Consider the following 24,627-nt stretch of genomic DNA (forward strand, 5'->3'; position numbering starts at 1 on the left):
TTCAACTGGCGTCGGCGCCCCCTGCATCGGGCGCCAGCAGCGTCAGGATCGCAACCGCGCCTTGTCCCGGCCCTTCGCTTTCCAAACGCAGCGAACCCTGCATCGCGTTCACCGAATTGGCGCACCAGTGCAGTCCCAGCCCGCCCGACTTGTGCGCGCGCGTCGAGAAGCCCCGGTGAAACAGCGTCGCCGCGACCTCAGGCGTGATCCCCTCGCCATCGTCGCGAATCTCGATCGTCACACGGCCGTCGCCCTGCTCGATGGCGGTAACGATCGATCCGCTGCCGGTTCCCCGCGCGACGATCGATTCGGCCGCATTGGCGAATAGGTTGCCGATCACCTGGCTCAGGATCAGCCGGTTCGCCATGACCAGATTGGGTCCCGCGGGAAACCCGAACGCGATCGAAGCGCCGTCTAGATAGCGGACGATCGTCGAATTGCGCGCGATGATCGCGGTGACGTCGCATATCTCCAGCGCCGGACGTTCGTGCGCGCCCTGCTGCTGCTGCCCGATGATCTCGAGCACATGACCCATCGCCTCGCGGCCGATGCTGAGTTCGTGACGGGTGGATTCGCGATTGGCGGCTTCCGCGTCGATCGCCGCGGTGACGAACGCGGCCAGCTTCTCGCGGCGTTCGTCGGAAACATCGCCTCGCGCCAGTTCGTCGATTGCCCGATCGAGCGTAGCGCGGTCGATCGGCGGTACCTGCGCGATCTCGCGGCTGAGGATCGTGCTGATCGGGTTCAGCGCGTTGCGGACGTTGTGCATCACCGCCACAGCACTCTCGCTCCGCCCGAGATCGAACGACTGCACGCCGATCTGTTCGCGTAGATCCTTCAACTGCTGCAACATCGCGTTGAAGTTGCGCCCGAGCGAGCCGATCTCGTCGCGCCGCTCGTCCTCTTCGAGCAGCGTAAGCGATCCCGACGCGCGAACCCGCCGCATATGATTTTCGATGCGCAGCAATGGACGCAGGACGAGTTGCGCAATGAGACGACGCAGCACGATGAGCACGAACAGCAGAAGCACGGTGGATCCTGCGATCGCAAACACCAGCACGCGCCTGCCGAGCCGCGTTGCATTACTTGGCACGGCAAACCGGGTTGTTGCCACGGCGCGCCCATCGGCGCCGATCAGTGGCACGGCAATTGCCGCTCTCGACCCTCGATAGGTCGCCACCTCCGAACTGCTGGAACCGACGTCTAACGTCGCGTCGACACCCAAAGCCTCCGAAATCTGCTTGGCGGTTATCACGCGCGCGACAACGACATAGTCTAGTTCGGTATCGGCGATGCTCGAACCGTCCATGCGCGCGACGCCGACCGCTGCGACGCTCTTCCCCAACCGCGCATAGAACCGAGCCGAGCGCCGACCGCCAAGCACGCGTGCGAAGTCGGTACGATCGAGCACCGATACCCACGGCCCCCGCAGATTCGAACCCGACGATCCACTCCATCCAGCGAGGGCGATACGGCCGTCCACGGCAATCTCGGCGAAACCATCGGCGGGGAGTAGTCGCGTGACCGGCGCAGCGCGACTATTGGGCGCAAGCTGAGCCCCGGACAGCTTCGCTGCATCGCGGCGATCTCGTGCCTCCGCCTGGACCTCGGCAGCGTATCTGGTCAGCACCGCACGTGTCCGTTCGACTTGCCCCGCAATCGCCGCGTCTTCCAGCTTGGTAAAGCTCGGCGTGATGATCGACGCCAGCAACACCGTGATCGCGACTGTCCCGCACAGCGCGACGCCCGTCATGATCAGCACGAGTTTCGCACCGAGCGACGCAGGCCGCCGCATCTCGCCGAATTGCCGGCCGAGCGTGGCCGGAACGCGACCCATCCCGACCGTCGGCATCAGTTCAACATTCCGTTGCCCAATTGCCGCGGTGCCGTCGGTCCGTCGCCAGCAATATCGTCTTCGCCGCCGAGATAGCGCGCGTTTGCCATCTCGAGCGCAACATCCGCGGCAACCGGGCGCGAGTAGAAATAGCCCTGGAAGTGGCTCGCTCCAGCCAGCTTGAGCGCCTGGACCTGCGCGTCGGTCTCGACGCCTTCCGCAATCACGCCCAGCCCCAGCGCGCGGCCAAGATGGATGATCGAATGCACGATCGCCGCGCTTTCGCGCTCCCGACCCATCCCATCGATGAACGAGCGGTCGATCTTCAGGCAATCGAGCGCGAACTTGCGGATGTTGTACAGGCTCGAATACCCCGTCCCGAAATCGTCGAGCGCGATCCGAAACCCCATCTGGCGCAGCTTGTAGAGCGTTTCCGCAGCGCGTTCGGCATCGTCGAAGATCGCGGTCTCGGTGATCTCGATCTGCAATCGTGCAGGCTCGATCCCGGCGCGCTCGACGCTCTCCATCATGTGCCCGACGAAATTATGACGGCGAAACTGGCGCGGCGAGAAATTGACCGAGACATACTGACCGGGCCATTGCTTCAGGACGTCGAGCGCTTCGCCCAGCACCCAGTCGCCCAGCTCGTGGATCAGGTTCGATTCCTCGGCGATCGGAATGAACGTGCTCGGACTCATCGCGCCATATTCGTCGGTGTTCCAGCGGATGAGCGCCTCGAAACCGATCACCTCGACCGCGTCGCGCGACACGATCGGTTGATAGACCAAACTCAGTTCGCCCTTCGCGATCGCCTGGCTCAGCCCACCCTCGACCCGCCGGCGAAAGCGGATGCCTTCGTCCATGCTTTCGTCGAACAGGCGGACGATCCCTCGCCCACCACGCTTGGCGTCGTTGAGGGCGAGATCGGACCGTCGCATGACATCCACCGGATCGCGGCCCTGCCCACCCTCGCTGACAACCACGCCCGCCGACGCCCCGCCCTGCACCGAATTGCCGAACACCTGCAGGCTGACCGAGCACGCCGCGACGACACGCTCGCATGCCATGACGCCCGCCGCCTCGCCGGACGTCTCGAACAGGATGCCGAACTCATCCCCGCCGAGCCGGGCCACCAATGCTCCCTCCGGCGCCGATCGTTGCAGAATCGTGCAGATCTCACGGATCAGCGCGTCGCCTGCCAGATGGCCAAGCGTATCGTTGACCAGCTTGAAGCGATCCAGATCGACCATGACCGTCGCGAACAGTCCCGCCGCACGCGTCCGCTCGGCAAGCGCGCGCAGGAACGCGAGCCGGTTCGGCGCGTCGGTCAGCGAATCGTGCGTCGCCATATGCACCGCGCGACTCTCGTTCGCCGCAAGCTCGGCGCTCTGCTCTTCGAGTTGAACAACCTGCGCGGCCAACGTGACGCGGGCCGCCTTCAACTCGCGATCGATTTCCCACCGTTTCGCAAGCGCCGTCGCGGTCTGCGTGACCTCGGCGACCTCGAACGGCTTGGCGATGTAGAAGATCTTGTCGGCGGGTCCTGCGACCTTGCTGATCTCGATCGGCGAGAAATCGGAAAAGCCGGTAACGATGACGAGGTTGATCTCCGGGTCGAGCGCCCGGATGCGCTGCGCCGTCTCGCGCCCGTCGATACCGGGTGGCATGCGGATATCGATGAACGCGACGGCGAAAGGTTCGCCGTCCGCCAACGCCCGCGCGACGTCCGCGTCCGCGTCCAGTCCTTGGTGCGCATGCGTCAGCACGAAGCCCGCGATGTCCCCGCGGCGCAGATCGCCGGCGTTCCCTCCAAACAGGTCCGCCGCCATCGCGCCGAGCGCCTCGCCGCTCTCCGATCGCTGACCGGCGAAGCTGCGCCGGTAGCTGTCATGCATCGCTGGCTCGTCGTCCACGATCAGAATGCGCATCGATACAGTTCCTCACTGGCCACCGCATCCGTGGCTTGCGGTACGCCAAGTGCCTTCATCGTTACGAAGGATAGCAACCTAAAGCAGTTAAGACGCTGTGAACGATGTTTGTAACTTATGTCCAAGTGCTTGAGCACCCAGCACGATTGCGCCAAGCGGCCCGGCGTTGTTGCCTAACGCGGGCGGCACGATGAACGTGTCGACCAGCGCGACCTCGGGCAGCGTGATGTACCCGCCGAGGCTGCGCGTCATTGCTGCACGAACACGCGGGAACAGGTGCGATGCCCCCATCACGCCACCGCCCATGACGATGCGGCGCGGGATGCCGGTGAGCACAAGCGTATGGCAGAGCTGCCCGAGCGCATCGGCGACGTTATCCCAAACCGGATGCTCCGCAGGCGCTTCGTCGGCGGGAAATCCGATCCGTGCCGCAATGGCCGGTCCCGCGACCAGTCCCTCGATGCACGCGCCGTGGAATGGGCAATTGCCGATCCAGTCGTCACCCTGGAACCGAGCGGGGCGGATATGCCCGAGTTCGGAATGCGTCAGGCCATCGACCGGCCGGTTGCCTGCGATCATGCCGGCGCCGACTCCGGTGCCGACCGTGACATAGGCGATGTCCGGCAAACCCTTCGCCGCTCCCCAGAACGCCTCGGCTAGCGCCGCGCCGACGACGTCGCTGTGAAAGCCGGTCGGCACGCCGTAGCGCCGGCTCAGCCGTCCCGCGATGTCGGTTCCCGCCCAGCCCGGCTTGGGCGTCGAAGTGATATGGCCGTAATCGCCCGAATGGCGATCGATCGAAACCGGCCCGAAGCTCGCGATACCGATCGCCACGAAGCCACTCCACCGGTCGAGCACCGCCTCGATCGCGGCCAGCGTCTCTTCGGGGCGCGTAGTCGGTATCCGCACGGTTTCCTCGATCTGGTCGGGTCCGCGCGCAAGAATGCAGATGCATTTGGTGCCGCCAAGTTCGATACCTGCGACCAGCGGTGCTTCCGTCATCCTCAACTCCCAACACGTTTACCGCGCCCGCTTCCTTCGCCGACGCCGTCCAGTCAAGAGCAGGTCGGTTCTGACGATCACGGTGAACGAGGATTTGATCTGCTGTCGATCCGTCCGTTCGTGCGTTATGCCGGTCGAGTTCACCCGAACAGACAGGAATTCCGAATGGCGAAGAAACCCGCGAAGCTGATCAAGGCGGACACCGATGTTTCGGTCGAGGCACAGCCCCAGTACAAGGTCGAGTATCGCGAGATCCAACCCTTTGGCACGCTGAAGAGCCTGCCGATCGCACTTGAGGACAATGCCCGTGCCCAGAGCGTCGCGACGCTGAACCAGGTGCTCGCGGACACGATGACGATCCGCGATATGTACAAGAAGCATCACTGGCAGATGTCGGGCGCAACATTTTACCAACTGCATCTGCTGCTCGACAAGCATTACGAAGAGCAGGCAGCACTCGTCGATCTGATCGCCGAACGCATCATGGCGCTTGGCGGTATCTCGATCGCGATGTCGCACGATGTTGCGGAGATGACGACGATCCCCCGCCCGCCCAAGGGTCGCGAAGACGTCCCGACGCAGCTTGCGCGCCTGCTCGAAGCGCATGAGATCATCCTGCGTCAGGCCCATGAAGGCGCCGAAGCTGCCGACGAATCAGGTGACGACGGCACCAACGATCTGCTGGTGAGCAACATCATCCGCACGCACGAACCGCAGGTGTGGTTCCTGGCAGAGCACCTCGCCGCGACCGAACTGGTCCGCAGCGACAAGTAAGATTACGGCCACCTCTTCATGCGAAGAGGGGGCCGTACTTTCGTTCCGGCAATGCCGTGGGCGATAGCTCGCCCGACGTGCTCAGCGCGTGGCGTTATACTTCAACTGATCGTCGGTGAGCTGGAACCCGACCAGCGCCTCGAAGCTCGCACGCAGCACGGCCTGGCGAACTTCCGGCGTGCTCAGCGGATCGACCGCAGCGTCCTGATCGCCTGCCTTGCGCTTGCGGGTCAGCTTTTCCCGAACGTCTTCCGGCAAGGTGGCCGCAGCCCGCGATACCGTTGCCGTCGTCGTGGCCGACGCCGATGCCAGCGCTTGTCCGGCGGCAAAGTGCAACGCCACCCGGCCGATGCGCTTGGCGACAACCGCGCTGCCGCCGCGCACGACGGTGATGAAATACGGCAACGTCACGTCGCGCGCCGCCTCGGTCCGCGTCCGACGAGCGCGGATGTCGAACGTCACGTTGGTCACGACCTGGTCGGTCGCATCCGCGCAGGTCGATCGGACGTTGGTCATGAAGCCGGCGACGTCGATCGCCGCCTGGTCGCGGCTGGTGACCGGATCGAACAGCGTGATGTCGCCGGTCGCTGCCGGGATCGCCACGGGCGGGCAGACCGAGCGGACTGCGGAAATGCCGCCGGTCGCATCGACTTCGCCCTTGCCGGCGCACCCGCTCAACAAGATCGCACACGCAGAAACGGCTAGGATAGGGGCTTTCACGGCGACGCTTACCTTCTCGAACGAGCGAAAGGGCCACCGCATGTCGCAAGCGGCCCCTGTCGCGGCGCACCATAGGAACCGGCTATCGTCCAGGCAAGCAATCGCGTAGAGGCGTGGCATCATGAGCCCAATCGACAAGCCGCCGCTCGAACTGTTGATCGCAGCACCCCGAGGCTTTTGCGCAGGCGTCGACCGCGCAATCCGGATCGTCGAACTGGCGATCGAGAAACACGGGGCGCCGGTCTATGTCCGCCACGAGATCGTCCACAACAAGTTCGTCGTCGACACGCTGAAGGCGCAGGGCGCGATCTTCGTCGAGGAACTGAACGAGGTACCCGATGGCGCGCCGGTCGTGTTCTCGGCGCACGGCGTACCTAAGTCGGTGCCGCTCGATGCACAGAATCGCGGGCTCGAATATCTCGATGCGACCTGCCCTTTGGTGTCGAAGGTCCACCGCCAGGCCGAGCGACTGGTCGCGCAGGGGCGTCATATCGTCTTCATCGGCCATGCCGGGCATCCCGAGGTGATCGGCACGTTCGGACAGGTTCCGGCGGGCGCGATGTCGCTGATCGAGACGGTCGAGGACGCCGAAGTGTTCATGCCGATTGATCACACCAACCTCGCCTTCCTGACGCAGACGACTCTGTCGGTCGACGATACCGCTGCCGTCGTGGCGACGTTGCAGCGCCGCTTCCCGCAAATGTTGCCGCCGCGGGGCGAGGACATTTGCTACGCGACGTCGAACCGCCAGACCGCGGTGAAGGCGATCGCGCACAGCGTCGATGCGGTGCTGGTGATCGGCGCGCCGAACTCGTCCAACTCGGTGCGGCTGGTCGAGGTCGCCGAGCGCGAGGGTACGCCGGCGATGCTGATCCAGCGCGCAAGCGAGCTCGACTGGGATTTTCTGGCGGGCGTCGGCACGCTGGGCATCACGGCCGGCGCTTCGGCGCCTGAATTGCTGGTCCGCGAACTGGTCGATCGGCTGTCGGAGCGCTTCACGGTGAGCGAGCGCGAAGTCGAGACGAACCGCGAGACGATCGCGTTCAAGCTGCCACGCGGACTGGAGGCGGCCGCCTAGCATGGCGGTCTACACGCAGGTATCGGCGGAGGCGCTGGGCGCGTTCCTCGCGCGCTACGATCGGGGCGAACTCCTGTCCGCCAAGGGCATTGCGGAGGGCGTGCAGAACAGCAACTACCTCGTCGAGACGACCGCCGACCGCTTCATCTTGACGCTGTACGAGGAACGGACGTCGACCGACGACCTGCCGTTCTTCCTCGACATGCTCGATCATCTCGCGGCCGACGACAATCCAGTACCGCGGGCGTTGCCCGACCGCGATGGCGTGGCGATCCAGCAGCTCGCCGGACGATCGGCATGCCTGATCGAGTTCCTGACCGGGGTTTCGGTATCGCATCCGACCGCAGCGCAGGCGTTTGCGGCGGGTGCGGCGATGGGGCAGATGCACGCGAGCCTCGCCAGGTTCGACCAGGTCCGCCCCAACCCGCTCGGCGCGGATACGTGGCGACCGTTCCTGGAGCGCTGCGGCCGCGACATCGACACGATCGAACCGGGGCTGTTCGACCGAACCGAGGCGGCATTGACGGCGGTCCTGGCGGAATGGCCGCGCGACCTGCCGATGGCGGCGATCCATTCGGACCTGTTTCCCGACAACGTGCTGATGCTCGGCGACCGCGTGACCGGGGTGATCGACTTCTATTTCGCCTGCACCGACATCCGCGCCTATGATCTGGCGGTCATGCACACGTCGTGGGCGTTCGACGGCAATGGCGAGAATTACGACCCGGCGATCGGCAAGGCGCTGATCGACGGCTATGCCAGCCGCTTCCCGCTGTCCGATGCGGAACGCGCCGCGCTGCCGATCCTGGCGCGGGGCGCCTGCCTGCGGTTCCTGCTGACGCGGGCGTGGGACTGGCTCAACACGCCTGCCGATGCGCTGGTGACGCGCAAGGATCCGCTCGCCTATTGGCGGCGGCTCGAGACGTATCTCAAGGACGACCTGTTTGCATGACTGACGAAGCTCCCGTTTCCATCACCAAGGTCGAGATCTTCACCGACGGCGCATGCAAGGGCAATCCGGGCCCCGGCGGCTGGGGCGCGGTGATCCGCATGGGCGCGCATGAGAAGGAATTGTCGGGCGGCGAGACGCCGACGACCAACAACCGGATGGAGATGACCGCGGCGATCGAGGCGCTCAACGCGCTGACCCGGCCGTGCGCGGTGACGCTGTATACCGACAGCAAATACGTAATGGACGGACTCACCAAGTGGGTGAAGGGATGGCAGCGCAATGGCTGGAAGACCGCCGACAAGAAGCCGGTGAAGAACGCCGAGCTGTGGCACGCACTGCTCGCGGCGGTGGCGCGGCACAAGATCGAGTGGCAGTGGGTCAAGGGTCACGCCGGCCACCCGGAAAACGAACGCGCCGACAAGCTGGCGAGCGATGCCGCGGTCGCTGCCGGGCGTAAGTAGAAGCTAGAACCGCCCGGGCGAATAGCGGGCGGGATCGATCGCCGCGACCGCGGGGTCGGGACTGACGCCGAGCAGCAGGCTGGCGGCGAGCAACGCAGCCGCGGGGGCGGTCTGGATACCGAAGCCCCCCTGCCCCGCGCACCAGAAGAAGCCGGGCACGTCGCAGTCGAAACCATAGATCGGCAGGCGATCGGGCGCGAACGTCCGCAGGCCCGCCCAGCGTCGCTCGACCGCCGCGACTCGCCAGTCGACGACCTGCTCGAACCGATCGATCGCGATCGCGACGTCGATCTCCTCAGGGGCGGCGTCGCACGGGTCCGTCGGCGTCTCGTCGTGCGGGCTGAGCCACAACCGACCGCCGGGCTCGGGCTTGAAATAGAAGTGCCCGCCGAGGTCGGCGACGTGCGGCATCCCGTCAGGCGCGCCGGGATCGGTGCGCATTTGCACCATCGTCCGACGATACGCCTGCAGACCTAGCGGGCGCACGCCGGCCCGCGCTGCGACCGTATCCGCCCAGGCCCCGGCAGCGTTGACGATCGTCCTTGCCTGGAACGCACCTGCCTTTGTCTCGATCGTCCATATCCCGGCGGCACGAGCCGCCCCCGCAAACGCCGCATCGGTTACGAAGACCGCGCCGGAACGGCGCGCGGTGGCGATGCTTTCGGCGTGGAGCGCGGCGACGTTGATATAGGCACAGGTCGCCTCCTGCACCCCGAGCGTCCATTCCGGGCGAAGGCCGGGCACGAAGGCGGCGGGATCGACCCGGTCCAGGCGCACGTCGCTATCCGCGAACTCGGCAAGAAACCCGTCCATCGCCGATTCGTCTTCGGCGCGGCCGATGTGGAGCGAGCCCAACGGAGCCAGATGGCCGCCTGCATGCAACAATGGCCCGGACGCGGTGGTCAGCGGCTGGATATCCGGCCCGCCGTAAGTTTCCGACCAAAAGGCCGCCGAGCGACCCGTCGCGTGATAGCCCGGCGCGTCCTCCGCCTCCAGGACGAGCACGCGCGCCTGCGACCCGATCGCCGCGGCTAGGCTCGCCCCCGCCATGCCCGCGCCGACGATCGCGATGTTGTACACGCCCGTCACCGTCAGGCCACGCACGCAGCCAGGAACGAATCGATCGCCGACAGCGCCCGATCTCGCACGCCATCAGCCTCACGGAGGATCTCATGCGCGGATTCCGATCCGAACCGAACGACCTGCGCATTGCGCAACCGCGCCGCAAGCCGGAGCGCGGCACGCGGATCGACCAGCTTGTCGGCCTCCGCGATCAGCATCAGCACGGGTGTATCGATCGACTCGACCCGCGGATCGGTCGCAAGCGCTGCAGCGCCCGCGAACCCCTGTGCGAGCCACGCCCAGCTCGGCGGACCCAACACGAGTTCGGGATGCGCGGCCTGCCACCAGCCTTCGTCGCTGTAGCGATTGGCGTCGTGCGTCAGCAGCGATTGGCGGGAGGCGACCGATCCCGGCCGCTCGTTGCTGCGCCACGCCGCACGCGCCGGGTCACCGCGACCGGCAATCCACCGCGCAATCGTTGCGCTGAACGCCGCCCCGAACGGTGCCTTCAACCCGATCATCGGCGCGACCAGGATCGCCGCATCGGGCGCGATCGTGCGATCGGCGAGCGCACGCATCACCATCATCCCGCCCATCGAATGGCCGAGTATCACGCATGGCAGGTCGCTGCCCGTCGCTTCCGCGGTCCAATCCGACCAGAACGCCGCGAGGTCGGCATCGAACACGCCATAGTCGCTCGCATGGCCGACATGCGCGTCCCTCGACAAACGCCCGGACCCGCCCTGCCCGCGCCAGTCGAACGCCGTCACCGACCAACCCGATGCATGCAGGTACGCGAACGTCTCGAGATATTTCTCGAAGATATCGCCACGCCCCGTCTGGAACAGAATCCGCCCTCGTGGCGCCTGCGCAGGCCAGTCGAATCGGCGCAACTTCCAGCCGTCTGGCGCGGTCCAATAGCCGATGCGCGCTTCGTCGGGAATCGTCCGACGCACCGCCAGCGGATCGATCGTCATGCGCAAACCCGTGCCACCATTCGAAATTCTCCAGGGACGGTTACTTTTTCGAAAGCCATGTCCGTTAGGGACTAGCCGATGGGATGGAACATTGCTCTTCCAATTTTGATTCTGGTGCTCGGTGGCCTGCTGGTCTCGGCGGGTATCCAGGATGCGCGAACGCGGGAAATCGCGAACTGGAAGACCGCGGCGGTCGCTCTGCTGGCGCCGCTGTGGTGGTATGCGAACGGACTCGATCCGTGGCCCGACATGGCGTTGCAGATCGGCGTCGCGCTCATCGTCTTCGCTCTGTTCCTGCTCGCCTTCCACTTCGGCATGATGGGCGGCGGCGACGTGAAGCTGATCGTCGCGCTCTCGCTGTGGCTGCCGTTCCCGGCGTTCCTGTCGATGCTGATGGTGATGTCGATCGTCGGCGGCCTCGTCACGCTCGTGATGATGATCGAGCATCGTGCCAAGAAGAACGCCGGTCAGATCGAGGTCCCCTACGGCGTCGCAATAGCAATCGCCGGCCTTCTCGCGCTGCGCGAACCACTCCTTAACCAGTTTCAGTGATGATTAACGTCGAAATACATTCGCGGCGCCTGAAAGGCACGATCTAGTCATGGATACACGCAAGATCATTTTGCTGGTCGGCGCGCTTATAGTCGCAGCCGTCACGGCCTTCTTCGCCCGAACGCTGATCGCCGGCAGTTCGGCGCCGCAAGCTGGCGCCACCGCGATCGCCGCGCCGATCATCGACGGCCCCGAAGTCCTGGTCGCAACCCGCTCGCTCCCGGTCGGCACGATCCTCGACGCCACCGCGCTAAAGTTCCAGCCCTGGCCGAAGGAGCTGGTAGACAACGCCTATTACCTCCGCGACAAGACCGACCTGAAATCGCTGCAGGGCACGGTGGTGCGCAGCATCATCACCGCCGGGCAGCCGGTGACGCAGGGTGCCCTCGTGAAGCCCGGCGATCGAGGGTTCCTCGCCGCGGCACTCGGACCCGGCATGCGCGCGGTCACCGTCCCCGTGTCGGCACAAGCCGCCGTCGCCGGGTTCGTGTTTCCAGGCGATCGGATCGACCTGGTCCTCACGCAGGAGGTCAAGGGCGGCGGCGACGGCGAACCTCTCAAGGTGTCGGAGACGATCATGCGCAACATCCGCGTGCTCGCGACCGATCAGCGGACCGACAATCTGGTGGGATCCGACGGCAAGACCGAGGTCAAGACCTTCTCCAACGTGACGATCGAGGCGACGCCGAAGATCGCGGAGCAGGTTGCGCTCGCACAGACGCTCGGCTCGCTTTCATTGTCGCTACGGTCGATCGCCGACAATTCCGCCGAGTTGGAAGAAGCGATCGCGTCGGGCGCCGTTAGCGTGCCCAACGGCACCGACCCGAAAGCCGAGAAGGCGATGTTGGTGCGGGTCGCCAGCCAGCCCATCTCCGGCGCATCCAGCTATCAGACCGGCGCCGACGTCTCGCGCTATCGGCGTAGCACGGTGCCCGGCCGGCCACCAGAAGGCGGCGGACCAAATGGTGGACCGATGCAGGTCATGAACAGTCCACAGCCGAGCGGCGGCGGCACCGTCGTGACGCAAGGTCCGGCAGTACGGGTCGCCCGCGGCAACGCAGTGACCTTCGTTCCGGTCGGGGGGAAGAATTAAGATGCGTATCTCCATGACGCGCCGCCTGCCCCATATCGGCTGGCCGCTTGCAATCGCGCTGGTGGCTGCCACCGCAGCTCCTTCCGCCCCCGCACTTGCCCAGCGGGGACAAGCCCGCCCCCAGGCCGCGCCCTCAGGCCTGCCCGTCGTCCAGGTCAACACCGGTCGCGGACGACTCGTCACGCTGGCGCGGCCGATGAGCGACTTGTTCGTCGCCGACGACACCATCGCCGACGTTCAGGTCCGCTCGCCGACTCAGCTTTACGTGTTCGGCAAGAAGACTGGCGAGACGACGATCTCGGCAACCGCAAAGGGCGGCGGCGTCGTCTACGCCTCGACCATCCGCGTCGGCAACAACCTCGATTCGGTGCAGCAGATGCTCGGACTCGCGATGCCCGAAGCCCAGGTCGTCGCGACGCCGATGAACGGGTTGATCCTGCTCACGGGTACGGTCGCCGCACCCGAGGATGCCGCCGAAGCCGAGCGGCTGGTACAGGCGTTCGTTGGTGATTCGACCAAGGTCGTGTCGCGACTGAAGACCGCAACGCCTCTGCAGGTGAATCTCCAGGTGCGCGTCGCCGAAGTCACGCGGAACTTCGTCAAGAACATCGGCGTGAACCTGACGAGCCGGGGTTCGGGTAACTTCCTCTTCAACATCGCGCAGGGTCGGCAAGGCACCATTACGACTGCCCCCGGCGTCGTTGGCCTTCCCAATGCGCCTGTCGACGCCAACGGCGCACGGCCAGGCAACACGCTCTACGGCTTTCCCGCCAAGGCAGCGATCGGCTCGACCATCGGCTTGGCGGGGCGCCTGCTCGGCATGGACCTGCTCGGCGCGATCGATCTCGGTGAAACGCTCGGTCAGGTGACGATGCTCGCCAACCCGAACCTGACCGCGCTGTCGGGCGAGACGGGCACGTTCCTGGCAGGCGGCGAAATCCCGATCCCACTGGCGCAGGCGCTCGGCACGATCTCGGTCGAGTACAAGCAATACGGCATCAGCCTCGCCTACACGCCCACGGTCTTGTCGGATGGTCGGATCTCGCTTCGGGTACGCCCCGAAGTGTCGCAGCTCGATTACGCCAACGCGATCACGCTCAGCGGCACGCGCGTGCCCGGCCTCACGACTCGTCGTACCGAGACGACGGTCGAACTCGGTTCGGGCCAGAGCATGATGATCAGCGGCCTGCTGTCGAACAACAACAACAACAGCTACGACAAGACGCCGGGGCTGGCGAACCTGCCGATCATCGGCGCGCTGTTCCGCTCCAACGCGTTCCAGCGCAACGAGACCGAACTCGTGATCGTCATCACGCCGTATCTGGTGAAGCCGGTCAACAACGCCAGCGACATCGCGCTGCCGACCGATGGCGCGCGCGCACCGACCGATATCGACCGCGTGCTGCTGGGAACGCTCAGCGCCACCGGTGGCGGCAAGCGGCCGGTGCCGACGATCGCGCGACCGTCCTATGTTCCCCCGGCGATCGGCGCCGCCGCCCCGGTCATGCCGATGCCGCGTAGCGACGTCCGCCGCAGCGAGGACGATATCGCCGCGCGCCCTGCCAACGGGAATGGCGCCAAGACCAAGAAGGGCGCCGTGCCCGCGCCAGGTTTCTCGAATTGAGCCGGCCCGTGCCCCGCTGCTTGCGAACACCGCATCAAGGATTTCCGATGATCACCAAGTCGATCCTGTTAGCGTCCCTCGCCCCCGCGCTGTTGCTCGGCGGGTGCATGGGTACCGAGAATCGCGGTCTTGAATCGGTCCATCAACCGGTCGTCAGTCGCTCCGACTATGCGCTCGATCTCGGCGTGTCGGGCGGTGCACTGGCGCCGGGCGAACAGCAACGGCTTGCCGGCTGGATGAACGCGATGCGGCTTGGCTATGGCGACCGCGTAGCCATCGACGATCCCGCGGGCGAAGGCCCTGCCGCGCACGGCGACGTCGCCGCCGTGGTCGCGAGCTATGGCCTGTTGCTGAGCGACGACGCGCCGGTCACCCCGGCCTCGGTCACGCCGGGATCGATCCGGGTGGTTGTCAGCCGGATGCGCGCGCAGGTGCCGCACTGCCCGGACTGGTCGCGCAACGCGACCAACGAGTTCGAATCCAACACGTCGTCCAACTTCGGCTGCGCGATCAACAGCAACCTCGCGGCGATGATCGCCAACCCGGCCGACCTGGTGCGCGGCAAGGAAGGGGCGGAGACCACCGATACCGCCGCCTCGTACAAGGCAATCGACACGTACCGCAAGAAAGCGCCGACCGGTGCCGGTTCGCTCGCCGCAGCTACGCCGGGAGGCAAGTGATGAACGCTCCATGGAAGCCCGCTGGCGCCGCCAGTCGCGATCCCTTCACCGCCTATGTCTGCGACGAGACGACCGCGGCGGCATTGCGCCCGATCGCGACCGAACTTGGCTGGTCGGTCGACAAGATCTACAAGGGCGGACTGCGCAACGCGATCCAGTCGCTGTCGGTTGCCGCATCCCCGCAAATCCTGTTCGTCGATCTCGCCGAGTCGGGCGATCCGCTGAACGACATCCACGCGCTCGCCGAAGTCTGCGAGCCCGGCACGGTGGTGATCGCCGCTGGCCAGGTGAACGACGTTCGCCTGTACCGTGACCTCGTCGCGAGCGGTATCCAGGATTACCTCCTGAAGCCGCTCCATCCCGACATGCTGCGCGAGGCGTTCGTTCATGCGCAGATGATGCTCAATGCACCGAAGCCCGTCGACCTGTCGCCGGAGCGTCCGCATTGCTCGGTCGGCGTGATCGGCACGCGCGGCGGCGTCGGCGCATCGACGATCGCGACCTCGATCGCGTGGCTGCTCGCCGACAAGGAGAAGCGCTCGACCGCGCTGCTCGATCTCGACGTGCATTTCGGCACGGGCGCGCTCAGCCTCGATCTCGAGCCCGGCCGCGGCCTGACCGACGCGATCGAGAATCCGAGCCGCATCGACGGATTGTTCATCGAACGCGCGATGGTCAAGGCGACGGAAAACCTTTCGGTGCTCAGCGCGGAAGCCCCGATCAGCTCGCCGGTGGTCACCGACGGCTCCGCCTTCTACCAGTTGCAGGAGGAGATGCGCGCGGCGTTCGAATGCACCGTCGTCGATCTGCCGCGGGCGATGATGATTCAGCACCCGCACCTGATCAGCGACGTGAAGCTCGCGGTGATCGTCACCGACCTGACGCTGGCGGCCGCGCGCGATACGATCCGTATCCTGTCGTGGCTGAAGACGAATGCGCCTCAGATCGAGCTGTTCGTGGTCGCCAACCGTGTGCACACCGGCGGTCAGCTCGAGATCAGCCGCAAGGATTTCGAGGGCTCGATCGAGCGCAAGATCGATTACCTCGTGTCGTTCGACCAGAAGCTTGCGGCGCAGTCGGCCAAGCTCGGCAAGCCGATCGTCGAGGTCGGCAAGACCAGCAAGACGATCGCGCCGATCGTCGCGCTCGCCAGCGCGCTCGCCGCAGCAGTCGCGGACTGCGGCATCGACGGTGCGAAGGCGTCCAGGGGCCGGTCGCTGATGGGCAAGTTCGGCGAGCTCCGCGGGCTGATGACGAAGCGCACGCTGAAGCCGGCAAAAGCGAAATGACCGTGCATGGTCACGCCCACCTGACGAGCGTCGCGCGATGACCGGCATGGCGCCGCTCCTGCTCGTGATGGTCGGCGCGAGCATCGTGCTGGGCATGATCGTGTTCGCGTTCGCCGGGCCCTCGCCGGGCCGCGCGAAATCGCGCCGGCTCGTGGCGTTGCGCGAACGGCACGGCGACGAGATCACCGTGGCGGACGCACACATGCGGCGCATTTCGCATGCCCGCGATACCAAGATGGATCTGGCGTTCGGCCGTATCCTCCCTAATCCGGTCCAGCTCGCAAAGCGGCTCGCCATGACGGGCAAGGACTGGACGGTCGGCCAATACGGCATGGCGACGGCCGGGATAGCATTGGTCGTCGCCGCACTTATGCTGTTCAAGGGCATGCCGATCCTGCTCGCCTTGCTGTTCGGCCTGTTCGTCGGCATCGGCCTGCCACATCTGGTCGTCGGCAAGACGATCAAGCGACGCGTCACCAAGTTTACCGCGAAGTTTCCCGACGCGATCGAACTGCTCGTCCGCGGGCTGCGCTCCGGCTTGCCGATCAGCGAGACGATCGGCGTCGTCGGCCACGAACTCGACGGCCCGGTCGGCGAGGAATTCCGCTCGGTCAGCGACAAGATGAAGATCGGCCGGACGATGGACGCCGCGCTCCAGGAGACCGCGGACCGGCTCGGAACGCCGGAATTCCAGTTCTTCGTCATCACCATCGCGATCCAGCGCGAGACCGGCGGCAACCTTGCCGAGACGCTCGCCAACCTCGCAAACGTGCTGCGCATGCGCGGCCAGATGAAGCTCAAGATCAAGGCGATGTCGTCGGAATCGAAGGCGTCTGCCTACATCATCGGCGCGCTGCCGTTCATCGTGTTCGGGCTGATCTGGTTCATCAACGGCACCTATATGCAGCGGTTCTTCGTCGACGAGCGGCTGATAATGATCGGCATGGGTGGCATGACGTGGATGGCGATCGGCGCCTTCATCATGGCCAAGATGATCAACTTCGAGATCTGAGGGACTGACGATGGGCGAGACCGCCGGACCTACCCTGCTCGGGGTCGACGTACTCTGGGTCGCGACGATCCTGTCGGGCGTCGCCGCGTTCGCCGTGATGATCGCGATCTATGCGGTGACGACGGTTCACGATCCAATGGCGAAACGCGTCAAGGCACTAAACGACCGGCGCGAACAGTTGAAGGCCGGTATCACCGCCTCGACCAAGCGCCGCGCCAAACTGGTCACGCGCAACGACACCGCGGACCGGATGCGCGGCATTCTGTCGTCGATGAAAGTGCTGCAGGACAGCCAGGTCAAGGCGGTCCAGGTCAAGCTGATGCAGGCCGGCATCCGTTCGAAGGAATGGGCGCCGGCGGTGATCTTCGGACGGCTGGTGCTGCCGATCGTAATCGGCGGGGCGATGCTCTACTGGGTCTATGGCACCGACGGTTTCGCGACCTGGGGTCCGCTTAAGAAATACGGGCTCGTCGCGATGAGCTTCATCCTGAGCTACAAGGCGCCGGACCTGTATCTCGACAACAAGATCAAGAAGCGCTCGGATGCGATCCGCAAGGGCCTTCCTGATGCGCTCGACCTGCTCGTGATCTGCGCCGAGGCTGGCCTGACCGTCGATGCCGCGTTCCACCGCGTCGCGCGCGAACTCGGCCGTGCCTATCCCGAACTGGGCGAGGAATTCACGCTCACCGCGATCGAGCTGGGCTTTCTGACCGACCGCCGCAGCGCGTTCGAGAACTTCGCGTTGCGCGTGAAGCTGGACGCGGTGAAGGGCGTCGTGACGACCATGATCCAGACCGAGAAATACGGCACGCCGCTCGCCTCCGCGCTGCGCGTATTGTCGGGCGAATTCCGCAACGAACGCATGATGCGCGCCGAGGAAAAAGCGGCACGTCTGCCCGCGATCATGACCGTGCCGCTGATCCTGTTCATCCTGCCGGTGCTGTTCGTGGTCATCCTCGGGCCAGCCGCCTGCTCGATCTCCGACGCGCTGCTCAAGGGCTAAGGCAACCGCAACGCGGGCGGATCGTTGAGCCCCCGTAACAGGAGGGTTTTCCAGATGCCGTTGTTTTCCACGCCCACGCAATTCGCCGCGCTCGCACTGATCTTCGTCGCCGGCTGGCTGTTCGGATTGGCGAGCCATCCCGGTGGCAAGAAGTGGAAGGCGCGCTATCACGCCGAACGGGATGCCCACGCGGTCGCCAAGAAGGACGCCGACATCCGCGCCGCCGCAGCCGAAAAGCGCGCGGTCGAAGCCGAACACGAGAATGCGCGCCTCGTAAAGGCCACGCCGGTAGCGCCAGTCGCCCCCGTGACGACGACGCGTGCGCCGGTCGAGGATCGCTCGATCTTCGTGTCGCCTGACACGCGTCCCGTAGCCGCGTCGTCGGCGCGCCCGGCCTACAATAATGATGGCACCAAGCGCGGCTGGTTCGACTTCGACCGTCGCTAATATCTTAAGGCGGCCCACTCACCACCGAGCAGGCCGCCTTATCGAAGCCTATTGGTAATGTGCGACGTTCTCGAACCCGGTGTTCGTCTTCGCCATTTTAACTAGCTTTCTAGCGTAGGACCGCACGTGCCGGTCGAAGCGCGTATCGTTGTAGACGCCGCGCCAGATATACTCGTCGCGTTCGAGTAATGCGGCAAGCGCTGCGCCGAAAGCGGCCCGGCTATCCGCCACGCCCTTCCGGCTCATCAGCGCACAGACCATCTCCTCGGCCGATGCCTTGTCGCAGTCATCCTGCAATTCACGGCCGCCACGCTCGGCCACAACCTGCTCGGATCGCGCAGCAATACCCCGTGCGTCCAGCCATTTGCGGACCGCGTCGCCGTCCCAGTCCTTTTTGTCCACCAACGCCCAATCTCCGTTTCGCGCGCGCTAGCCGGTGGAGCGCGCCTGCCAGCGCCGATATCCGATCACAGCCAGCACGACCATCGCCGCGTACAGGCCGGCAGTGAGCATGAGACCCTTGTAGGCGAACATCCCGATATACAGGACGTCCACCGCGATCCACAGCAGCCAGTTCGCCGCATGACGTCGCGCGACCCAATATTGCGCGACCAGACTGAAGCTGCTGAGCGTCGCGTCGGCCCATGGCAATGCCGCGTCGGTGTAACGGCTCATGAACCAGCCGATCACGAACGCCCCGACCGCACCCGCGCCGAGACCGGCGAGCGCGCGCGATGGCCGCAACGGCTCGACGACGACGTCGCCGCTATCGTCCTTGCCGCGCGCCCAAGCCTGCCAGCCATAGACGATGGCGATCGCGAACAGCGCCTGGAGCACCATGTCCGCATAGAGCCGTACGTCGAGGAACAGCTTGAAGTAGAGCGCACAGGCGATGAAATTGACCGGCCAGCACAACATGCGGCGCTTCGCGGTCAGCCATATCCCAGCAAAACTGACGGCGACCGCGATGATCTCGAGCGGCGTCATGACTGAGCGATCCGGCGCAGAAAGTCCTGGCCCGGACGCGAGAAGAACCACGCCGCATGGTCGATCAGATAATCATCCCAAGCCATGGCGGCGGACGCGGTGTCCGCCACGACGGCAGTGAAGTAATCGGCCTCCGACAGCGCGAATTCGACATGGACCAGCGGCAACAGCGACACGACCGCGGCGATCTCCTCATGGCTCAGCGGCAGGACTTCGGCATAGCCCGCCATAAGCGCCAGCGCCGTCTCGGGATCGGCGATCGCATCGTCCGCCCCCTGCCCCAGATCCAGCCACCGCACCGCCGTTCGCTCGATCGCCGTCGCGATGTCGTGAACGGCGTTGGTGCGATCCGCTAACCCGAAGTCGAACACGGTCCGCACCGCGCCCTCTCGCGTCCAGAGAAGATTAGAGGGATGCCAGTCGTTGTGCGTCCACAACGGCGTCTGTTTCGCGAGAAGCGACGACAGGTCGCTATCGGCCTGCTCGAACAATCGCGCGAGTTGCGCCTGCCACGGGCGTTCCGCGAGGAACGCGGTCAGCGCCGGGCGGGCGGCAACATATGCGCTCGCCGCAGCCAGCGGATCGGCGGCAGGAAGTATGGTGAAACTCGAAACCAGGGGTTGTCGGCATCGCGCTGGCGCATCGAACCCGCGCGCCGCGACGTGCAGTTCCGCCAGCGCCACGCCGGCGGCATGGGCATGGTCGAGCGACAGGAACGGCGTCCACGACAGCCGATCGCGATACAAATCCTCCCCCGGCGCTTGACGGTGCAGTTCGTACGACCACGGACCGATCGCGACGGCGCTCGCCCCTTGTGCGGTCGCCATCACTTCGGGCACCGACACGCCCGCACCCGCGAGATGCCCGATGAATGCGTGTTCCTCGGCCAGCCCTTCGACCGTGCGGACTCGGTGATGGTGGCGCTTCAACAGGAACGCGCCGTTGGTCGTGTGCACCAGCGTCGCGGCGGAGAAGGGGCGCGGGGAATGCCAGTACAGCCCGGTCATCCGCCCCGCCGCCGGAAAATGCACCAGCACCGCCTCGGCCTCGTCCGCAGCGATGGCGGGCCAAGTCGGCGCCTCTAGCGTCGTACCCATGCCGTGGACCAGATGCTTCAGCTGCGACGCCACCTCAGAACGCCCGCGAGATCGTCGCCATGACCGCCGCGCCGCTGCCGATATAATAAGCGGGCGGCGAGGCGGCGATGACCGTGTCGCCTCGGCCGATCGTGTCCTGCGCGTTGGTGCTGACCGACTGCACGCCGGCAAGGACGTGCGGATCGGTGACGTTGATCGCGTTGACGCGCAGGTCGGTGCGCTTGCCGTCGAGCCAGTCAGCAAGGTGCATGCCGACCGACAGGTCGAGCGTCGCATAGCCCTTGATGCGCTCATCGTTCATGAAGCTCGCATATTGCCGGCCGATATATTTCGACGCGACGCTGCCGAAGAACCGCCCGTCGTCATAGATCCCGCCTGCGCCGAACTGCACGGTCGGGCTGGACACCGCGTGCTTGCCCCTGGTCGGCAGGAAGTCCGCGCCGACCGGCAGGTCGTCGTCGATCCGCGCGCGCAGATATTCGCCGGAGAGGTACAGGCTGACGCCTGCGACCGGCCGGTAATCGATCTCCGCATCGACGCCGTACGAGGTCTGGCCACCGGCGTTGAGCGTGGCATTTACCTGCGCACCGCCCTGGTCGAGCACGGTCGCGAGCTGGCGGTTGCGGAACTTGTAGTGGAAGCCGGACACCGAGGCGGAGAGCTGTTCGCCGATGAACCGATAGCCGATCTCCTGCGACACCGAATATTCGTTCTTGAGCGCGTTCGTCCCCTGCACGACCACTTCGCCACCATAATAGCTGTTGTAGAGCGTGAACTCGTTGGGCGTGCGGAAGTTGGTGGTGATGTTGGCGAACAGTTGCTGGCGATCGTCGATCCGGTAGTGGATCGCGGCACGCGGCAATGCGGCGAAGCTGTCGTTGCGCACCTTGTCCTGCGGCCCGGGCAGGTAATTGCGGCCGTTGCGCAGGACGTTCACGCCCTTGAACCCGGCATCGATCGTCAGCCGCGGCGTCAGCGCGATGCTGTCGGCGAAGAAGAAGCCCTTCGTTACCGTCACGGTGCGCTGATTCTCATAGGCGAGCAGGCGGCCGTCGGCGGTGCGGATCGCTTTGGCGCGGTAGCCCCAGCGGTCGGTCGGCCGGCCATCGGCGTCGACCGACGTGTAGGATTGGGTGACGCGGTCGGTGCCGTAGTCGAACCAGAGCCCGGCGGTGAGCGTGTGCGCGCCGGTCTTGAAGGTGAGCTTGCTGACGTTGCCGGTCCGCATCTGGTCGCCGGTATAATTGCCGAGCACGGTTGCCACGCCATCGACTGCGCCGGGCAATGCGATCGGCTGCGCCAGCTCCTCGGTGCCAAGGAAATTGCCTTCGGTGGTCAGCTGCGTGCCGTAGGGCGAGTTGCCGTAGCCGAACTGGAGATAGGTGGTGCTGTCGAGCGCCAGCCGATCGGTCAGCATCAAGTGCACCGGCGCGGAGGCGTAGAGGTTGCGGAACGGCGCGCGGTACAGCCGCCAGTAATTCGTATTCCCCTCCGTATAGCGCTTGTCGTAGTTGAAGCCGCGACCTTGCGCGTTCCACTCGGCAAGCGTCGGGCTCGGATAGCTCGACGAGTTCGCGTCGTTATACGACAGTGCGAGGCTGGCGCGGTTGCCGGCGCCCCATTCCCCCAGGATCTTCGCGTCGATATGCTGGCGCGTGTCGAAACCGGCACCCCGCCAGTTGTCCGCGCGCGTGTTCGAATAGGACAGGAACGCCTTCAGCCCGGTGTTACCGATCGTCCCGCTATCGACCCGGAAAAATCCCCGCCGCGCTGCGTAGCTGCCGAGCGACAGGTCGACGAGTGCGCTAGGACGCGCCTTCGGATCGTCCAGCGTCAGCGACAACAGACCGCCTGCGCCGCCGAGCGTGGGTGAATCAATATCAACCGACCCTTGCGCGAGTGAGATGCGCTTCAGGTTCTCGGGATCGGCGAACTGCGACGGATAGGCGTAATAATAGCCGATGTCGTTCTGCGGCGCGCCCTCCATCAGCACGCCGATCTCGTCCTGGCCAAGCCCCCGCAACGTCAGGCTCGAACTCGTCGACAGGCCGTACGGATCGCTCGACGCGACGTTCGCGCCGGGCAGCAGCGTGACGAGCTGGAACGCGTTGAGCGTCGGCGCCTGCTTGACGATGAAGTCGGCGGAAATCGCACTCTGCGCGCGCGGCACCTTCTGGTCGGGGAGCAAACCCGCCGGGTCCTGCTTGCCGACCACACGGATTTCGGCAGGTTCGACCGGGTCGGCCACCTGCGCGCCTGCCGACGATGCGGCGAGGGTCGCTGCGACCAGGCCTAAAAGCCTGCGCTCGCGCGCCGCGGAAATTACACTCAAACCAGCAGTTAAAAACGTCACGTCCACTCCAATCGGAGGGACGACGGGCCAGCCGCAGACCCTCCCTACGCCGGTATAAGCCGGATCAGGTTCAGCGGGTCATGGGCTGTTGCCCACCTCTCAGCCGCACATCAGCGGCCCCCCGGGGATGCGTGCCGCTTAGGCGGTTGGGCGGGTAGTGGAAAGGGCTATCGTGTTGATCTGGCTGGAGTGCCTCACGTCATGCAGTGGCAAACCTCAAGACCATTCCGAAGAACGGCGCGCAGCGGCCGGCCTACCCAGAAAACATGCTGTGAAAACAAGGTAGGCCGACCGCCTCGGCAGCTCGATCAACGAGCACCGTCCGGGTCGGCAAGGGAGCGCCAACGCCGCGACGGTATGACAAATACGTTGCAGCGCGGCATTTAGACTCATCGTGCCGTGAAATGTCTCGGCTAACGGCGGCGTCGGACGGTTAGGCGCGACCCTCGCGACGCTTGATCTCGCCCAACAGCGCCTCGGCCACCGGGTTGCCGACCTCGCCACCCGACTGTTCGTACGCACCCGCGAGCTCCGCGTCCGTCGCGCCCTGCAAGAGCGCGTTCACTTCGGCGTTGAAGTCGTCGACCTCGCCTGCGGCGGCATCGGCGGCGTCCTCGCTCGTCACCGCAGGCTCTGCTCCAGCGGTGGGAGCGTGCGCCATCACGGCATCCTGCTTGAAGATGTCGAAGGCTTCGGCAGCTTCGTTACGTTCCTCAATGGCGATTTCGAGACGGGTGAACAGGTCGAGTTGGGGTGCGGTGTTTTCCATGGCGGCAGCTTATCCGCGCGAACGTGGTCCAGGCAACTCGTTCGCGCACGGCCGTCGGACGGAGGAGGAACGTACCAGGAATCTCTATGATGCAGAGCAACTCGTGAGACTTCCGGCCGGAACGTCCGTTCTGCCCTTCAAGCCACCGACCTGGACCCAGCGATCGGTTGCAGCAGGGAGAGAGCATGACCGCGATCCGAGCCGCCGAACCCTATGACCTGTCCCGGTTGATGGCGTTCGATTCCTTTCCCGGAGACCGGATCGCGGAGATCGTCGAGCGCCGCATGCTGGTCGCCGAAGTGGACGGCGTCATCGCAGGCTATATCGCGTGGCAGACCGGCGGATGCATCGGCATGGACTATGTGAATAAACTGGTCGTCGATCCCGACTATCGTCGCCACGGGATCGCCCAATCGTTGATAGCCGAACTGAATTCGATCCTGAACGGGCGGGTTTTCATCTCGACCGGTGCCGACAACAGCGCAGCAATCGGACTTTTGAGGCTTACCAACTGGCAACCGGCAGGGCAGATCGTCGGCTTACGTCCGGCAGACGAACCAGAAATCTTTTACTACCGCGATTTATGATTCGAAAATCCGGCCGCTGCGCAAGGTAGCGATATCTTTTTTGGAATTAGTGGGCCGAAGTGGTATTTTTGCGGGACTAGTCGAAGTGACGACTTCTGTAGTCAGACGTTGCGGTCGGTATATTCGGATATGCCACAACGGATGCTAAATCCCGATCAACGGCTTCGCGAGCATCTTGAGGATGCCTTGGTGGAGGCGGATGCGCTTGGCCAGACCGTCGTCGCCGCGCTGATCTCCGAGGCGCTCGATGCAATGCATACTCACGACCTTAAGGGATCGTAGAACGAAGCCTGTGTGTTGGGCGACAATGATACCGCAATTCCCGCAAGCTTCGAACGTCCCGCCG

The 24,627-nt window shown here is 65.2% G+C and carries 25 protein-coding genes and 1 riboswitch; of the genes, 14 read left to right on the top strand and 11 right to left on the bottom strand.

The features are described from left to right. Position 1: 1 nt before the first annotated feature. The 3 genes from C8J39_RS13980 to C8J39_RS13990 all read right to left on the bottom strand — a co-directional run bounded on the left by C8J39_RS13980 (position 2) and on the right by C8J39_RS13990 (position 4,764). Complete coding sequence (locus C8J39_RS13980) at positions 2-1,852, bottom strand: sensor histidine kinase (protein WP_243650116.1); 1,851 nt, start codon at positions 1,850-1,852, stop codon at positions 2-4. After that, positions 1,852-3,762, bottom strand: coding sequence for a bifunctional diguanylate cyclase/phosphodiesterase (locus tag C8J39_RS13985; protein ID WP_120301029.1), 1,911 nt, complete (start codon positions 3,760-3,762; stop codon positions 1,852-1,854). The genes C8J39_RS13980 and C8J39_RS13985 overlap by 1 nt, the downstream gene beginning before the upstream one ends. Positions 3,763-3,849: 87 nt before the next feature. After that, positions 3,850-4,764 (bottom strand): ROK family protein, encoded by a 915-nt coding sequence (locus tag C8J39_RS13990; protein WP_056488750.1) that lies wholly within the window; start codon positions 4,762-4,764, stop codon positions 3,850-3,852. Between the two features lie 165 nt (positions 4,765-4,929). Between C8J39_RS13990 and C8J39_RS13995 the strand changes: the two genes are divergently transcribed. Next, positions 4,930-5,538: a Dps family protein gene (locus tag C8J39_RS13995; protein WP_120301030.1), complete on the top strand. Its 609-nt coding sequence runs from the start codon at positions 4,930-4,932 to the stop codon at positions 5,536-5,538. Positions 5,539-5,619: 81 nt separating this feature from the next. Here the strand turns inward: C8J39_RS13995 and C8J39_RS14000 are convergent, their stop codons facing one another. Continuing rightward, positions 5,620-6,222: a hypothetical protein gene (locus tag C8J39_RS14000; RefSeq protein ID WP_056065434.1), complete on the bottom strand. Its 603-nt coding sequence runs from the start codon at positions 6,220-6,222 to the stop codon at positions 5,620-5,622. Positions 6,223-6,379: 157 nt separating this feature from the next. Between C8J39_RS14000 and ispH the strand changes: the two genes are divergently transcribed. Genes ispH through rnhA form a run of 3 tightly spaced genes read left to right on the top strand, consistent with a single transcriptional unit; the run spans position 6,380 to position 8,749 of the window. After that, entirely contained in the window at positions 6,380-7,336 is a 957-nt protein-coding gene (gene ispH / locus C8J39_RS14005) for a 4-hydroxy-3-methylbut-2-enyl diphosphate reductase (RefSeq protein ID WP_120301031.1), read from the top strand. Between the two features lies 1 nt (position 7,337). Next, positions 7,338-8,288: a homoserine kinase gene (gene thrB, locus C8J39_RS14010; RefSeq protein WP_120301032.1), complete on the top strand. Its 951-nt coding sequence runs from the start codon at positions 7,338-7,340 to the stop codon at positions 8,286-8,288. Beyond that, entirely contained in the window at positions 8,285-8,749 is a 465-nt protein-coding gene (gene rnhA, locus C8J39_RS14015; RefSeq protein WP_056064977.1) for a ribonuclease HI, read from the top strand. The genes thrB and rnhA overlap by 4 nt, the downstream gene beginning before the upstream one ends. A gap of 3 nt (positions 8,750-8,752) precedes the next feature. On the opposite strand, the gene C8J39_RS14020 is transcribed toward rnhA, so the two are convergent. Continuing rightward, positions 8,753-9,853 carry an FAD-binding oxidoreductase gene (locus C8J39_RS14020; protein ID WP_259457559.1) on the bottom strand — a complete coding sequence of 367 codons (1,101 nt, stop codon included), beginning with the start codon at positions 9,851-9,853 and terminating at the stop codon, positions 8,753-8,755. Then, positions 9,841-10,788: an alpha/beta fold hydrolase gene (locus C8J39_RS14025; protein WP_120301033.1), complete on the bottom strand. Its 948-nt coding sequence runs from the start codon at positions 10,786-10,788 to the stop codon at positions 9,841-9,843. The genes C8J39_RS14020 and C8J39_RS14025 overlap by 13 nt, the downstream gene beginning before the upstream one ends. 78 nt (positions 10,789-10,866) lie before the next feature. Between C8J39_RS14025 and C8J39_RS14030 the strand changes: the two genes are divergently transcribed. The 8 genes from C8J39_RS14030 to C8J39_RS14065 are packed head-to-tail and all read left to right on the top strand — an operon-like array spanning position 10,867 to position 18,488. After that, positions 10,867-11,340: a prepilin peptidase gene (locus C8J39_RS14030; RefSeq protein ID WP_120301034.1), complete on the top strand. Its 474-nt coding sequence runs from the start codon at positions 10,867-10,869 to the stop codon at positions 11,338-11,340. A 49-nt stretch (positions 11,341-11,389) separates the two neighbouring features. After that, entirely contained in the window at positions 11,390-12,433 is a 1,044-nt protein-coding gene (gene cpaB, locus C8J39_RS14035) for a Flp pilus assembly protein CpaB (protein ID WP_120301035.1), read from the top strand. Position 12,434: 1 nt separating this feature from the next. Beyond that, entirely contained in the window at positions 12,435-14,057 is a 1,623-nt protein-coding gene (locus C8J39_RS14040; protein WP_243650117.1) for a type II and III secretion system protein family protein, read from the top strand. A 47-nt stretch (positions 14,058-14,104) separates the two neighbouring features. Further along, positions 14,105-14,737, top strand: a complete 633-nt coding sequence (locus C8J39_RS14045; RefSeq protein ID WP_120301036.1) for a CpaD family pilus assembly protein — start codon at positions 14,105-14,107, stop codon at positions 14,735-14,737. Beyond that, complete coding sequence (locus C8J39_RS14050) at positions 14,737-16,026, top strand: pilus assembly protein CpaE (RefSeq protein WP_120301037.1); 1,290 nt, start codon at positions 14,737-14,739, stop codon at positions 16,024-16,026. Before C8J39_RS14045 ends, C8J39_RS14050 begins: the two co-directional genes overlap by 1 nt. Positions 16,027-16,072: 46 nt before the next feature. Beyond that, positions 16,073-17,038 (top strand): type II secretion system F family protein, encoded by a 966-nt coding sequence (locus C8J39_RS14055; protein ID WP_120301224.1) that lies wholly within the window; start codon positions 16,073-16,075, stop codon positions 17,036-17,038. A 10-nt stretch (positions 17,039-17,048) separates the two neighbouring features. Next, on the top strand, positions 17,049-18,041 hold the full coding sequence (locus C8J39_RS14060) for a type II secretion system F family protein (protein WP_056488706.1): 993 nt from the start codon (positions 17,049-17,051) through the stop codon (positions 18,039-18,041). Between the two features lie 54 nt (positions 18,042-18,095). Then, complete coding sequence (locus C8J39_RS14065; protein WP_107954487.1) at positions 18,096-18,488, top strand: hypothetical protein; 393 nt, start codon at positions 18,096-18,098, stop codon at positions 18,486-18,488. A gap of 48 nt (positions 18,489-18,536) precedes the next feature. Here the strand turns inward: C8J39_RS14065 and C8J39_RS14070 are convergent, their stop codons facing one another. The 5 genes from C8J39_RS14070 to C8J39_RS14090 form a co-directional block, all read right to left on the bottom strand. Continuing rightward, the gene (locus C8J39_RS14070; RefSeq protein ID WP_243650156.1) at positions 18,537-18,890 is read right to left on the bottom strand and encodes a hypothetical protein; all 354 of its coding nucleotides are present in this window, start codon (positions 18,888-18,890) and stop codon (positions 18,537-18,539) included. Between the two features lie 27 nt (positions 18,891-18,917). Continuing rightward, a complete protein-coding gene (pnuC, locus tag C8J39_RS14075; protein ID WP_120301039.1) occupies positions 18,918-19,475 on the bottom strand; it encodes a nicotinamide riboside transporter PnuC in 558 nt (185 codons plus the stop codon). Then, a complete protein-coding gene (locus C8J39_RS14080; protein WP_120301040.1) occupies positions 19,472-20,605 on the bottom strand; it encodes a phosphotransferase enzyme family protein in 1,134 nt (377 codons plus the stop codon). Before C8J39_RS14080 ends, pnuC begins: the two co-directional genes overlap by 4 nt. Before the next feature lies 1 nt (position 20,606). Beyond that, on the bottom strand, positions 20,607-22,904 hold the full coding sequence (locus C8J39_RS14085) for a TonB-dependent receptor (protein ID WP_404969342.1): 2,298 nt from the start codon (positions 22,902-22,904) through the stop codon (positions 20,607-20,609). Positions 22,905-22,949: 45 nt separating this feature from the next. Further along, positions 22,950-23,059: riboswitch (TPP riboswitch) on the bottom strand. A 299-nt stretch (positions 23,060-23,358) separates the two neighbouring features. Further along, positions 23,359-23,694: a hypothetical protein gene (locus C8J39_RS14090; protein ID WP_120301041.1), complete on the bottom strand. Its 336-nt coding sequence runs from the start codon at positions 23,692-23,694 to the stop codon at positions 23,359-23,361. Positions 23,695-23,879: 185 nt separating this feature from the next. Between C8J39_RS14090 and C8J39_RS14095 the strand changes: the two genes are divergently transcribed. Further along, a complete protein-coding gene (locus tag C8J39_RS14095; protein WP_056065005.1) occupies positions 23,880-24,281 on the top strand; it encodes a GNAT family N-acetyltransferase in 402 nt (133 codons plus the stop codon). A 141-nt stretch (positions 24,282-24,422) separates the two neighbouring features. Then, a complete protein-coding gene (locus tag C8J39_RS18835) occupies positions 24,423-24,563 on the top strand; it encodes a hypothetical protein (RefSeq protein WP_156348917.1) in 141 nt (46 codons plus the stop codon). Positions 24,564-24,627: the final 64 nt, after the last annotated feature.

The organism is Sphingomonas sp. PP-CC-1A-547 (assembly GCF_003610375.1).
GTDB lineage: Bacteria > Pseudomonadota > Alphaproteobacteria > Sphingomonadales > Sphingomonadaceae > Sphingomonas.